General features: G+C 43.7%; 5 protein-coding genes. All 5 read left to right on the forward strand.

Annotated elements, in window-relative coordinates; genetic code table 11:
* Positions 1 to 115 precede the first annotated feature (115 nt).
* The 5 genes from ABFG93_RS12960 to ABFG93_RS12975 all read left to right on the forward strand — a co-directional run bounded on the left by ABFG93_RS12960 (position 116) and on the right by ABFG93_RS12975 (position 15,040).
* Entirely contained in the window at positions 116 to 5,638 is a 5,523-nt protein-coding gene (locus ABFG93_RS12960; protein WP_347548439.1) for an alpha amylase N-terminal ig-like domain-containing protein, read from the forward strand.
* 188 nt (positions 5,639 to 5,826) lie between these two features.
* Positions 5,827 to 5,994, forward strand: a complete 168-nt coding sequence (locus tag ABFG93_RS23110) for a hypothetical protein (RefSeq protein ID WP_431522091.1) — start codon at positions 5,827 to 5,829, stop codon at positions 5,992 to 5,994.
* A gap of 471 nt (positions 5,995 to 6,465) precedes the next feature.
* Positions 6,466 to 10,440 (forward strand): cell wall-binding repeat-containing protein, encoded by a 3,975-nt coding sequence (locus ABFG93_RS12965; protein ID WP_347548440.1) that lies wholly within the window; start codon positions 6,466 to 6,468, stop codon positions 10,438 to 10,440.
* A gap of 337 nt (positions 10,441 to 10,777) precedes the next feature.
* Complete coding sequence (locus tag ABFG93_RS12970) at positions 10,778 to 13,228, forward strand: cell wall-binding repeat-containing protein (protein ID WP_347548441.1); 2,451 nt, start codon at positions 10,778 to 10,780, stop codon at positions 13,226 to 13,228.
* Positions 13,229 to 13,426: 198 nt separating this feature from the next.
* The gene (locus tag ABFG93_RS12975) at positions 13,427 to 15,040 is read left to right on the forward strand and encodes a cell wall-binding repeat-containing protein (protein WP_347548442.1); all 1,614 of its coding nucleotides are present in this window, start codon (positions 13,427 to 13,429) and stop codon (positions 15,038 to 15,040) included.
* The last annotated feature ends 71 nt before the right edge of the window (positions 15,041 to 15,111 follow it).

Raw genomic sequence — 15,111 nt, forward strand, 5'->3', positions numbered from 1 at the left:
TATTCTTGGAACTAGAATCGCTTATTTTTTTATTTTTTAAAAATGCAAACGATTTCCTTATTTTTACGGAAATGCGCAAACGGTTTCGCAACTATGTGGCTTAAGGGGGAAAAGAATGAAACGGCGTAATCGAAAAGGTCTTTCACTGTGGCTTGCTATTGTGCTTGTATTGCAACTGCTAGCAGGTGCGATACCGGGGGTTCAGGCGGCAGAAGGAAGTCCAATTATTGATGGATCGAGCGCAAAGTTCATGTATGAAGGGGATGGGAGCGAAGAAACCGTTCTTGTTGCAGGGGATTTTACAAACTGGCAGGATGGTGCACTTCCACTTGAAAAAGGTGAAGATAATGTCTGGAGTTTAAAGATTGATAATTTATCCGACGGACAACACCAGTACAAGTTGATCGTCAATGGAGAATGGATGAAAGATCCTATGAATCCAAACGGAAATGACAACAGTACGTTTACGATTGGTGAACCGACCAATGATCGAATTGTTACGCTTGTTGGTGATTTGCAGGACGAGCTTGGTGCTGCAAAGGAATGGGATCCTGCTGCAGAAGAAACGATAATGGAAGCGAAGGGAAATGGCTTTTATGAACTTACAGCAGAACTACCAGCAGGAACATATGAATACAAAGTAGCAATCAACCAATCGTGGGGTGAAAGCTATGGAGATGGAACAGGAAATTTAAAGCTCACACTCTCTGAGGCCACTACTGTCACATTTTACTATCATGATGGGACGCATGCAGTAGCGAACTCTACTAATTACACACCAATAGCTAAGGAAAAGCAGCCGAGGCTTGCCGGGTCTATTCAACCTGCGATTGATGCAGGAGCAGAATGGAGTCCAGAGCAATCTACAGCTCTTCTAACAGATGATGACTATGATAATGTTTACACTTTTACGGAAATGGTTCCTAAAGGAAACTATGAATATAAAGTGGTCCTTGGCAATACCTGGGGTGAAGATTATCCTGCAGAAAATGCGAAGCTAAATGTCCTTACAGATGCTAACGTTACGTTCTTCTTTAACTCTGAAACAAAAGATGTAAGCACAGATTACAGTGCAGAAGGGTCTGACGGGGCGATCTCAAAAGCGAGTCTTCTACATAACTCATGGGAAGAAGCTTACCGGGCTCCATTCGGTGCCATACAAAAAAGCAAAACCGTGACTCTCCGTCTTTCAGCAAAGAAAGATGACCTCACGGGAGCGGACCTGTATATTAAGAATCAAAATACAGGAACTAGCAAACTCGTTGCAATGGAAAAGGCCACAACAGCTGATGGTCTTGATTTCTGGGAGGCAGATGTAACGCCTGAAGAAAAAGGCCTGTATGGCTACAAGTTTATTGTCAGAGACGGCTCTGCGAAGGCAGAATACGGGGAAGATACGAAGCAGGGCGCATTAGGAAAAGCAATTGATGCGAATGCTGAGCTGTATCAATTAACGGTATTTGATCCAGGTTATGAAACACCAGATTGGATGAAAGAAGCGGTTGTGTATCAAATTTTCCCGGATCGATTTAACAATGGAAATCCGGATAACGATGATGCGAAAGTAAACGCAAGAGGGAATGAGCCGATTGAACATCAGAATTGGGGAGAGCTTCCAGACAATCCGAGACTTGCTGACAGTACAGGGTATGAAGGAGATGAAATCTGGAGCAACGATTTCTTTGGTGGTGATTTAAAAGGGATTCAAGAAAAGCTCGACTACATTCAGTCGCTCGGTGTTAACACTCTTTATCTGAATCCAATTGCTGAAGCAGCGTCAAACCACAAGTATGATGCAGCGGATTGGAAATCGATTGACCCAATGTTTGGGACACCAGAAGAGTTCAAGGCTTTTACAGATGAACTTGAAAAGCGAAATATGCATTTGATCATGGATGGGGTATTCAACCATGTTGGTGATGATTCCATTTATTTTGATCGTTATGGTAAATATGACGTAGTTGGTGCTTATGAATATTGGTCTCTCATTTATGACTTGATGAATGATGGCATGAGTGAAGAAGATGCAAAGACAGAAGCGCGAAAGCAACTAGAAAAAGAGGGCCAGACGTTTAATGATGAGTATGGCTTCCATAACTGGTTCAATATTAAAAATGAAAAAGTGGTCGATGAAAACGGCAACGAACGCTACGATTATCAGGCGTGGTGGGGTTATGATTCACTCCCTGAAATCAAGAGTGTTGAAGGGGAAGCTGTTGATTACGCAAGTGAATTGAACAATCAGAAATTCTCTGATTACATTATGTATGACGAAGACTCTGCTTCGAAATCATGGTTAACAAACGGTGCATCTGGATGGCGCCTTGATGTAGCCAATGAAGTGGATATGGAGTTCTGGCGCGAGTTCCGCGACGAATTAAAGTCTGAGGAAATGGCTGGCACTGGTGCCACACTTAAAGAAGGGGAGGAACCGCTCATTCTCGGAGAGATCTGGGATGATGCTTCGAAATACTTCCTTGGAGATCAATATGATTCAGTTATGAACTACCGTTTCGAAGGCGCGATTCTGAACTTCCTGAAGAGCGGAAATGCAGCAAGTGCGGATGAACAATTGATGGCCGTCCAAGAAGACTATCCTAAGGAAGCCTTCCATGCGCTTATGAACTTGATGGGCTCGCACGATACACCACGTGCCGTCTACGTTCTTGGCGGGGGAACAGACACGTATGAGCGTGCGGAATTTGATCCGAATTATGATCATGAACTCGGCGTGCAGCGTCTGAAACTAGCGGCAATTTTACAAATGGGATACCCTGGCGCACCAACGATTTATTATGGTGATGAAGCGGGAGTTACAGGTTCTAAGGACCCGGATGATCGCCGCACATATCCATGGGGCGATGTAAATGAAGAGTTATTGAAGCATTATCAGGATGCAGGTGCAGTTCGAACGGCAAACGCTGATCTTCTCGCATACGGCGAACTGACAACATTGTACGCAGAAGGCGATGTGTATGCGTTTGCTCGCACCAGTAAAGACGGTGCAGCTGTCATTGCAGTGAACCGTGGCAACAACGCGCAAACACTTGAGTTTGATGTGAAAGATGTTTTGAAAAATAACATTGCGTTCACCGACGGACTAGCAAAGGATTATAAAGTAACAGTGAAGGATGGCAAGGTAAGCGTGACGATTCCTGCGATGACAGGACGGATGCTGATTGCTGATCAGGACCAGAACTTCGAACTTCCAAATGCAGTCAGTGAGCTGAAAGCTGCAGCAGGAGAAGGAAGTGCAACGCTCTCCTGGACAGGTGATGCAGCACAGTATAAAGTCTACAAATCAACGCTTCAAGGAGCGATGTATGAAGAAGTGGCAGTGACAGATCAAACATCTGTTACAGTCGATAACCTGACGAATGGGCAAGCGTACTACTTTGCCGTAACCGCTTTGGATCGGGATGGCAACGAGTCGGTTAAAGTAGAAACGACAAGTGCAGCTGTGCCTCATTTTGAATGGAAAGATGGAGAATATGAGATTAGTTCTGTTACAGCTGTGGAAGATCAAGTACTTGATCTATCGAAAACGTTCACGGTTGAAGCGACTGTAAAGATTGCAGGAGCAACAGAGACAGGTCTTGCAGAAGGTTTAATTGGGAAGCTTCAGATGAAGCATGGAGACCGTGACTGGACTGAAACGAAAGCATCTTACACAGGCCAGGGCGGAGATAATGATGCAAATGCGTTCAAAGCTGATTTCCGTCCAATTGAGAAAGGCACGTATTCATACCGCTTTTCATTCTCAACAGACCGTGGTGCAACATGGAAAACAACGAATACAGAGGAAGTTGTCTTTTCTCAAAATCAAGATGATACGAAAGCGCCTGCTGAGGCCGTTAAGCTTGATGAGCCACTGAAGGAATCCGGACAAGTTACATTAAATTGGACACTTGAAGGTCCTGATGAGCCCTACCTTCTAGCGATTGAGCGGGATGCTGAGACGATTGAACTTTTAGAAAATGTCGAGGCTGTCAGCTATACCGATTTTGCTGTTCAGAATGGTAAAACCTATACGTATAAAGTGGTAGCTTACGATCAGGCTGGAAATCAGACAGCATCAAACGAAGTTTCCATTACACCGGATATTGTGATGGTTGATGTAACGTTTAAAGTTCACGCGCCGGATTATACACCACTTAGCGCGAAAGTCACCATGCCTGGCAGTCAAAACGGCTGGAGTACAAGTGCATGGGAAATGTCGCGTAATGGTGCTGTATCACCGGACTGGGAGCTGCAAAAGTCATTCCCGGAAGGAACTGTTTTAACGTACAAGTATGTAAAAGGTGAGTCGTGGGATCAGGAAGGCCTTGCCGATCACACACGTAACGACAAGTCAGATGACGATGTGAGTTATTACGGTTACGGTGCAGAAGGTACAGATCTGAAAATAACGGTAACAAATCAGGGTAGCAATAAAATGGTAGTAGAAGATGAAATTCTTCGCTGGATTGACATGCCTGTTGTTGTCACTTCCCCTGAAACAGGAGCAATTGTTGAAGGAGATACGGTGACATTCAAAGGGAATGCGATTAAAGAAGGCGACCTCACAATTAATGGTGAAAAAGTAATTGTGAACGACGATATGTCATTCTCACATGAAGTAAAGCTCGAGAATGGTGAAAATGAGATTCCAATTTCGATTTCACCTTCAGAAGAAAACAAATACGAAATCTTTAACAATGATGGCGGAGCAATTGGTAAGAACACGAAGGAATATACATGGAAAGTAACGTCCCAAGCGGGCGATCCTGAGCCGAAGGAACCTGTACGTTTATTCGGGGATGATCGTTATGCGACTTCGGTCGAAATTTCGAAACAGGGCTGGGATAAAGCGGATACAGTGGTGATTGCAAGAGGAGATAACTTTGCCGATGCGTTAGCTGGTGCTCCACTGGCATATAAACTTGATGCTCCAATTCTTCTAGCGAAAGAAAAGGGACTTGAGAAGTCAGTAAAAGATGAAATCAAGCGACTTGGAGCTAAAAACGTGATTATCTTAGGTGGTACCAAAGCTGTGCCAAAGTTTATCTCCTATCAGCTTGAAGGACTGGACTTGAAAGTAAAACGAATTTACGGAGACGACCGTTTTGAAACAGCCGCTAATATTCAGGCAAGCCTTGGTGGTAACCCTGATAAAGCGATCGTAGCAAACGGTATGGACTTTCCTGATGCACTCGCTGCAGCATCCTATGCAGCAGAAAAAGGGTATCCAATTCTTTTCACGAAAAAAGATAGCGTTCCGAAAACAACGTTGCGAGCATTGCGCAGCGTAGACGGATCCATTGTTGCTGGTGGAGAAGCTGTTATCAGTGAACAATTGCTTGGCGATCTACCAGCTCCAGAGCGATTTGCAGGTGAAAACCGCTTTGGAACAGCGGCAGCTATTGCAACGGAACTTAATGCATCGAAGCAGGTCTTTATCGCAACAGGCATGGATTTCGCTGATGCCCTAACAGGCTCAGTACTTGCAGCAAAACAGGATGCAGCTATGCTCCTTGTTAAACCAGAGGCAATGCCGGACGAAACGGCAGAAGCACTGAAGAAGCTAGAAGCTGATACATTTATAATACTCGGTGGGACGAGTGCGGTAAGTGATGAGGTGGTTGAGGGGCTGAATTAGAACGGTGTAATGGAGTGTAAACGGGGTCAGACCCCTCTCTGACCCCATGAAGTGTCCGCCTCCGGCGGACACTTTTTTTGCGATGAAAGAGGAGGGAGGGGCAGACACGTGTCTGACCCCCCTCACCCTTCATCAGCACATGGTCAAGTCATGTCGTGATTATGGAAGCCGATGTTAAAAGTGGTGCAATGACGACCGCACGCTTTGCAGAGAGGCAAGCAAGAAAGGTCTTTGCCATGAAAAGCGAAGACCTTCGAAAAGGACAGGGGACAAACTGTCTAACCGAGAAAGGTGTAACCCCTTACACCGGCGTAGATTTCTTTTTAAATGAACTGAATTTACCCACGACACGTTAAAAGAATCCATTCCCAGATTCTTAAAAGTTATCAAAACCACCGAATATTCAACGAATGAACTCTTCGATTTGATCCCTCAAGGATCTTCAATATCATCTCTCCCTATCTAGAGCATGATGGCTTCCAACCATCAGGGAAAAGATGAAAGAGAAAAGAAGATAAACCTGCCTCGGAACCACCCAATCGAGCCATCGAAAGGGTGGTTTTTCTATGTGAATTTCATTCTTCTTTTATAAGTATATCTACCTATGTGTGTTTAAACCAAGAATAGTCAATAAAAAGTAAAACTACTTTTATATAGTAATTAATTTATATATTTGGGGTCAGACAGGGGTCTGGCCCCAAAATGAAAGCGCAAACAAAATTTAAACAATTTACTCAATTTTTACACATATAGGACAATTGTTGTTGTATACTGACAATTGATGGCAGTGTCACCAAAATTCGACTACATATCCGGGGGGATGGAATTTGAAACGAAGGTCAAAAGGTCGTTTGATCAGCTTTGCGCTGATTTTCTCAATGGTCCTTAGCTTTTTCGCGTTACCAGTTTCACAGTATGCTTCTGCAGCTGAAGAAACGTTTCAAGATCTTATCATTTCAGAGTACATTGAAGGTGGAAGCTACAACAAAGCTCTCGAACTTTACAATGGAACAGGGAATTCAATTAATCTAGCTGATTATACCCTTGAACTCTATTCTAATGGAGAGACAGAACCAAAGTATTCCTTAACATTAGAAGGAACACTTGCAGATGGGGAAGTTTTTGTACTTGCTCATGATCAAGCAGTCCAGACTATGTTAGATCAAGCTGATGTAACGAATCAAACTGTCGTTAATTTCAATGGTAATGATGTTGTTACGCTCAAAAAGAATGATGATATTATCGATTCACTTGGTCAAATTGGTTCAGACTCTGATTTCGCCAAAGACGTAACACTTGTCCGTAATGACTCAGTAACAACAGGTGACTCAGATGCAACTGACGCATTTGACTTCACGACTGAATGGACAAGTCATGCAAAAGACACTTTCACATTCCTCGGCGCACACCTTTCTGACGACACTACACCAGATCCGGAACCAATCGAACTTTCAACAATCGCTGATGCTAGATCAGTAGCCAAAGGCACACAAGTAAAAGTAAAAGGAATTGCCACAGCTTCATTTGAAACTGGTGGTCAAACAAATCTTTTTATCCAAGATGACACAGCTGGAATTATTGTTCGCGCAGCCGGAATTACTGCTCAGCCTGGTGATGAAGTGACTGTAACAGGATCTATGTCTGATTATTATGGAATGCAGCAAATCATGACGAGCTCTACTAATGTTGTTATAACAACTAAAGACAAAGGCATCCCGTCCCCTCAATCACTCACTTCAACAGATCTCTCAGCAGAAAATGGTGAACAGCACGAAGGCGAATTCACTCAGTTCACTTCTGTGACTGTTAATTCAGTCGATAGCAATGGAAACTTTACTGCTGAAGATGGTTCAGGTGAATTTGTCATTAAGCCAAACGAGAAATCCCTCCTTGAAGTTGGAAAAACATATGAAATTCTAAAAGGTGTTATTGACTACAACTTTAATGAATACAAGCTTGTTCCACGTAATGCTGCAGATGTTATCGAAAAGGCGTTCTCCGTTACAGCTAGCCCTAAAGCGGGATCTGTACTCGAAGGAACGATGATTACACTTGCAACAGCTGAAGAAGGAGCAACCATTCATTACACAGTAGATGGCAGCGAGCCAACTGCTGATAGTACAGAGTACATAGCTCAAATTGAGTTAACAGAAGTCACTACAATTAAAGCCGTTGCAGCAAAAGACGGTAAAACAAGCGACATTTCTACATTTGAATATGACGTTTTAAAATCTGCAAATGGAATTAGCATCCATGATATTCAAGGAGCCAATCATGCCTCTCCATATGAAGGAATGGCTGTCACTAAAATCGCTGGTATCGTCACAGCAAAAGACGGCTCTAACGGTTTTTACATGCAGGAGCCACAGCCTGACGACAATATCGCAACATCTGAAGGTATTTACGTTTACAAAAGCGGTGGCGCTGGTGTAGAGGTTGGCGACAAAGTAGAAGTAGATGGCCAGGTGAAAGAGTGGAGAGAAGAAGGCTACGATGATGCAGCAGATCTTCTTACAACACAAATCACAGCAACAAACGTTGCGATCACTTCGTCTGGAAACACAGTTCCAGCTCCCATGGTGATAGGAGACGATCGCACGCCTCCAACTGAAAACATTGAAGATGACAACATGACAACGTTTGACCCGCAAACAGACGGACTTGATTTTTATGAGAGTCTTGAAGGTATGTTGATTGAAATTCCAAATGCGACAATTTCTGGCCCAATTAAGTATGACGAGCTCCCTGTCTATGTGAATGCAAGTGAAGGTAATCAATTCACGCGAGCACAGGGTCTATTGATATCTCCTGAAGATTACAATCCAGAGCGTATGTTGATCGACGTGGATGGAATTGATCTAAATGCTACGACGGGAGATAGAATTGATGGCTCCATTACTGGTACAGTGAGCTACGATTACAGCAACTTCAAAATTCGTCCTACTGGCACGTTCCCTTCCGTAATTGAAGGTGATACAGCGCGTGAAGTGACGAAAATCGAATCAGCAGAAGGTGATCTAACTGTTGCAACTTACAACATAGAGAACTTCTATGCTGGTACAGATGCAAGCAAAGTAGCGAAAATCGCTGATTCAATCGTAAATAATATGAAAACACCGGACATCATTGGACTGATCGAAGTTCAGGACAACAATGGTCCAACGGATGATGGCACGACAGATGCAAGCGAATCTTACAAAACGATTATTAAAGCGATCGAAGAAGCAGGCGGTCCAACATACAAATTTACGGATATTGCTCCTGCCGACAAAACTGATGGTGGACAGCCAGGTGGTAACATTCGCGTTGGCTTCATCTACAACCCTGAACGTGTTGATTTTCCTGAGAAAGATTCTGGCGATGCAACATCTTCAGTAGGTGTTGATGAGAATGGCTTAACGCTAAATCCTGGTCGCATTGATCCTACGAATGACGCGTTTGATGACTCTCGTAAACCACTTGCTGCAGAGTTTGAATTTAACGGTGAAAAAGTTGTTGTAGTAGCAAACCACTTCAACTCTAAAGGCGGCGATGGCGCACTATTTGGAGCTGATCACCCGGTCGTTCTTGGTAGTGAAGCACAGCGCTTGGAGCAAGCAGCTGTCGTAAATGGATTTGTAAATGACGTTGTTTCAAACATGAAAGATTCGAATGTTGTAGTTCTTGGTGACTTGAACGACTTCGAATTCTCTGCGCCGATCAACAAGCTTGAAGGCGACGTTCTTACAAACATGATGGAAAAACTACCATCTGAACAGCGCTACACGTACATTTACCAGGGGAACTCTCAAGTACTTGATCACATTCTAGTTTCTAACAATCTTGCAAAGCGCACAACGATTGATAGCATTAACATTAATGCAGATTTCAGTGAAGAAGATGGACGTGCAAGTGACCACGATCCAGTTCTAGCGAAAATCCAAATGGATAACAAAGTGGATCGTACTTCTGGCGAAACTCGTTACGAAACAGCGGTCGAAATCTCTAAAAAGGGATGGGAAAGCGCAGATACGATCGTACTTGCACGAGGAGATAAGTTCCCGGATGCACTAACGGGAGCACCACTTGCTTACAAGCACGATGCTCCAATTCTTTTAACTGAACAGAATAGACTCAATGCAGCCGTTAAGAAAGAAATCGAGCGTCTTGGTGCTACGAAAGCGATTATTCTAGGCGGAACTTCAGCGATTTCATCGTATACGGAATATGAGCTAAAAGGTCTCGGACTAAAAGTCGATCGTATCGCGGGTGAGGATCGTTATGAAACAGCTGTTAACATTGCAGCCAAACTTGACGGTTCACCTGAAAAATCAATTCTGGCGAATGCGTTCAACTTCCCTGATGCTCTATCCGTTGCATCTTATGCAGCGAAGAATGGCTACCCAATCGTGCTAACAAATGACGACAAGCTACCTGCAGTTTCGAAGAAAATCCTATCCACTACGGACGAGCAAATTGTCGTAGGCGGGGAAAATGCCATCAATGCTGACATTTTTGAAAGTCTATCAAACGCTGTCCGCTATAGCGGCGATGATCGTTACGCAACATCAGCTGCCATCGCAACGGTTCTAACACCTGATGCAGATACAGCTGTTGTCGCAACAGGCGTGAAGTTCGCTGACGCTCTTGCAGGTTCAGTTCTTGCTGCTAAAGAAGACGCAGCAATCCTCCTCGTTAAGAAAGATGATATTCCAGGCGAGATTTCTGATGCAATTGAAGAAAATGATATCAACTCGTTCCATATCCTTGGCGGCACAAATGCTGTAAGTGAAGAGGTTATGAACGAGTTAGAGAGCAAATAAAGTGAAACTTCCATCAGGGGGGGGTTTGCTTCTTCCCCCTCTGATGGTTAGTTGAACCAATCGGACCTTTAGGGGCAGTTGACCCCCACCTGAACGTCTCGATTGATTTACATTCCTGAGGTGGGGGTTTTACTGCCCCTTAAGGCTGGGATAAAGAGGTGAAAGGGCGGACTCATTCCGCCTTCTCCTAACCTATGAAACTAGTCACAAAGGATGAGTTAGAATTTGTTGAATAGTCTTACAAACAGGACCATCAACCTATCAATCTGGTATATAATGAAATTCGCATTTAAATTCCGACAAAAAATGAGTTTTCGAAAGGGAAGGGATTACGTAAATGAATATGAAAAAACCTCTTTTCGGCGTTCTATCAACAGCTGCACTGGCATTAGGGATTTCTGCTGCAGCGCCATCAACCCCTGTAGAAGCTGCTGCTGGTGACTTTGATCTTACAATTATGCACACGAACGATACGCATGCACATCTCGATAATGCACCAAGAAGACTGACAGCAGTTGAGGAAATTCGTGCGGCTCGCGCAAACACCATTTTGTTGGATGCGGGGGATGTTTTCTCTGGAACGCTATTTTTCAATAAATACAAAGGCCTTGCAGACGTGCAGTTTATGAACATGATGGACTACGATGCAATGGTTCCAGGAAACCATGAATTCGACGAAGGTCCAAAAACATTCTCTGAATTTGTTAAACAAACGAAATTCCCGATCGTTAGCTCAAATATTGACTATAGTAAAGACCCTGACCTTGGACCTCTCTACAAAAATGAAATGGCCATGACTGGTGACGATGGCACCATCTATCCAGCTGTTATTCTAGATGTAAACGGGGAAGAAGTTGGTGTCTTCGGCCTAACGATTGAATCAACAGATGAGTTATCAAGCCCTGGAGACACAATTTCCTTCCAGAACCATCAGAAGCAAGCAGAAAAAATGGTGGCGATGTTTGAAGAAAAAGGGATCAACAAAATCGTTGCTCTTACTCACCTTGGAAAAACGGTAGAAGTAGAGCTTGCTGAAACAGTTAAAGGCATCGACCTTGTTGTTGGTGGACATAGCCACACGAAAATTGAAGAAGCAGTCGTTGTAAACGAAACAGAAGAGCCTACACTTGTCGTACAGGCGAATGAATATAGCAAATACCTTGGTGATGTTGAAGTAACTTTTAATGCAGACGGCGTTCTAACAGAGTGGGACAATGAGTTGCTTGACCTTAGCGAAGATAGCACTTTAGAAGCTGATCCAGAAGCACAGGCTCTTTATGACGACCTCAAAAAACCGTTAGAAGAAATTGAGAAGCAGGTTGTTGGCGAATCAGATGTTTACCTTGATGGTAAACGGGGATCTGTAAGAACCGGCGAAACGAATCTCGGAAACTTAATTACAGACGGAATGCTTTTCAAAGCACAACAATTCACAGATGCGACGATCGCAATTACAAATGGCGGAGGAATCCGCGAATCGATCGATGAAGGTCCGATTACGTTAGGCGAAGTTTTAACAACAATGCCTTTCGGTAACAACCTTGTTACGGTTGATTTGACCGGGGAAGAAATTATTTCTTCATTGGAGCATGGAGTTAGCGCAGTTGAAACAGAACAGGGTCGCTTTGCTCAAGTTTCTGGACTGTCATACTCTTTCGATAAAGATCTTCCTGTAGGAGAACGTATTCTTGATGTTAACGTAACAACTGAAAATGGTTATGAAGATATCGATCCAGAAGCGATGTACACTGTTGCAACAAATGCTTATATCGCAACTGGTGGAGATGGTTATGATGCTATGGGTGCAGCAGCAGCTGAAGGCCGTATAGAAGAGCTTAACTTCGTAGACTTTGAAGTATTCACAGAGTACCTTGATGAGATCGGAACAGTTCAGCAAACAGAAGAAGCACGTATCGTAGAAGCTGGGCTTGAGCGTATTGAAGGTGAAACCCGTTACGAAACTTCTGTTAAAATCTCTCAAGAAGGCTGGGATACAGCAGATACCGTCGTTCTAGCACGCGGCGATTCTTTCCCAGATGCGCTAGCAGGTGCACCACTAGCTTATAAATATGATGCTCCAATTCTTTTAACAGAAAGCGGATCATTGAACACAATGACGAAGGAAGAAATTACACGTCTCGGTACTGAAAAAGTATTTATCCTCGGCGGAAAGAGTGCAATTTCAAGCTACGTGATGTTCCAGCTAGAAGGTATGGGTGTTGATGTAGAACGGATCGCGGGAGACAATCGTTTTGATACAGCAGCGAACATCGCAGCTCGTCTTGGCGGATCTCCAGATAAGGCGATCATCGCTAACGGAATGACCTTCCCGGATGCACTTGCGATCGCTCCATATGCAGCGGAGCAGGGTTATCCAATTCTTTTAACAGAAGCGGATGAAATTCCGTCTTCTACAAGCAATGCGCTTAAAGGAATTGATGATTCTATTATCGTTGGTGGGGACACTGCTGTTAGCGAGAAGCTAGACGATCGTCTACACGCTTCAGCCCGCTATGCTGGAGAGAACCGTTTCGGTACTGCAGCTGATATTGCAACGAACTTGAATGCGTCAGCTCGTGTATATGTTTCAACTGGTATGAACTTCGCTGATGCTCTCTCTGGATCTGTTCTTGCAGCGAAGAGAAATGCTGCAATGCTTCTTGTTAAGCCGGATATGCTTCCTGCTGAAACGGCAGAAGCGGTTGATATGATGGATGCTTATGACTTCCAGGTTCTTGGTGGAGAAAATGCTGTAAGTGAAGATGTGATTTCAAAGCTTAAGAAATAAGATCGAAGAGATGCAGGGGCCTTCACGCCTCTGCATTCTTTATACCATCTTGAATGGGAAGTAGACCCCACCTTAAGAACATAGGTGGGGTCTACTTTATTTTGAAAGTTTTCCAAGTAAATAGAGGAAATAAAGAATAAACAGCTAATACTATCATTATCCATTCGTTATTAAGAATGAATATGGGGAGGGATTCGGTTGAGAAAAGGGAAAGTCAACTCCTTTCTGTTACTGGTTTGTCTGTTTGTTTTACTCGTTCCATCAATGGCATCAGCTACTGTTACAAATGATGAAAAAGCAGTTGTTAACTTTACGGCTCTTGGTGATTCGCTTGCGGCTGGGGTGCTTTCAGATAATAAGCTTGGGAAAAGTTTTAATGACTACATAGCAGAGGACCTTAATGAAATAGAATTATTGGGGACTTATCAAAAACCTTTCACCGTGCCAGGCGCAACTTCAATGGACTTGCTAAATGAACTGCAAAACCCTCAAACACAGGCGAAGCTTCAGTCTCAAAACGTCATTACGATTTCAATTGGAGCAAATGACTTTCTGCAATATCTTTCAAGTGATCCTACGAAATTACAGAATGAGGAATTTGTAAAAATACTCATGGCAGAGCTTGGAGCAAATTACGGAGCAAGCCTTGGTATTATCCGTGCAATCAATCCAACCGCTGAAATCTATCTTCTAGGTTATTACAATGGGTTTCACGCATTACCTGCCGAGCAGCAACAATCACTGATCATGCTAACAAACGCTGCTAATGATGTTATTGAAGCTGTTGCAGGAGCAACAGGCAGTCACTATGTTCCTACGTTCGATGCAATAGCAAAAGATTATCCTACTTATCTTCCAACTCCATCTAACGTTCACCCATCTTCTGAAGGCTATAAAGTAATCGCAGACGAATTCTGGAAACAGATCCGACTTGATTTTCCAATCAACTCAACCCGAATTTCAGGTGAAAATCGATACGAAACGGCAGTGATAGTGTCACAAGCTGGCTGGGAATTTGCGCAGGGTGTCATTATCGCACGTGGCGATGATTTTCCTGATGCGCTAGCGGGAGCCCCACTTGCCTATGACTTGAACTCTCCGATTTTGTTAACGCATTCTGAGTCTCTCGACGATATCGTGAAAGATGAAATCGAACGACTGAATCCAGAGTTTGCGATTCTTCTCGGAGGTGAACAGGCCTTATCACCAGCAGTTGAAACAGCCATCGAGAAAATGGGAGTGCCGACGAGTCGACTTGCTGGAGACGATCGTTACGAAACGGCTGCAGAAATTGCATACAGTATGCCGACTTCTGACAAAGCTGTGATCGCAAATGGAACAAAATTTGCTGATGCACTTGCGATCGCATCCTATGCAGCTGAAAATACGTATCCTATTTTGCTAGCAAAACAGGACGAAATTCCTAAATCAACTTCACAGGTATTAAGCATTTATCCTGAAAGTCTAGCCATTGGCGGAACGCAGGTTTTATCTGATAATCTAGTAAACCAGCTTCCGAATGCCAAGCGATATGGTGGCGCAGACCGTTTTGAGACGGCATCGATCATTGCGATGGAACTGAACCCTTCGTATAAAGCATTTGTATCAACAGGTCTCGAATTTGCGGATGCGCTTACTGGTAGCGTGCTCGCGGCTAAAACAGATAGTAGCTTCCTGCTTGTTCATCCTGAAAAAATGCAGGATACGGTCATAGAAGCAAGAGACAAGCTTGGTATCTATCATTTTACGATCCTTGGTGGTCCAAAAGCGGTCAGCCCTTCGGTTGAAAAGCAACTTGTTGGGGTCGAATAAAATCATATCAATTAAGAGATCAGCTCTCAGCTGGTCTCTTTCATTTTTCTCTAAATGCAGAATAATGGCAA

It is taken from the genome of Pseudalkalibacillus hwajinpoensis (assembly GCF_039851965.1).
In the GTDB taxonomy this organism is placed as follows: domain Bacteria; phylum Bacillota; class Bacilli; order Bacillales; family Guptibacillaceae; genus Guptibacillus; species Guptibacillus hwajinpoensis_E.

Coding starts and splice junctions, on each gene's coding strand:
- ABFG93_RS12960 (WP_347548439.1), top strand. CDS start 116: ATGAAACGGCGTAATCGAAAAGGTCTTTCACTGTGGCTTGCTATTGTG.
- ABFG93_RS23110 (WP_431522091.1), top strand. CDS start 5,827: ATGACGACCGCACGCTTTGCAGAGAGGCAAGCAAGAAAGGTCTTTGCC.
- ABFG93_RS12970 (WP_347548441.1), top strand. CDS start 10,778: ATGAATATGAAAAAACCTCTTTTCGGCGTTCTATCAACAGCTGCACTG.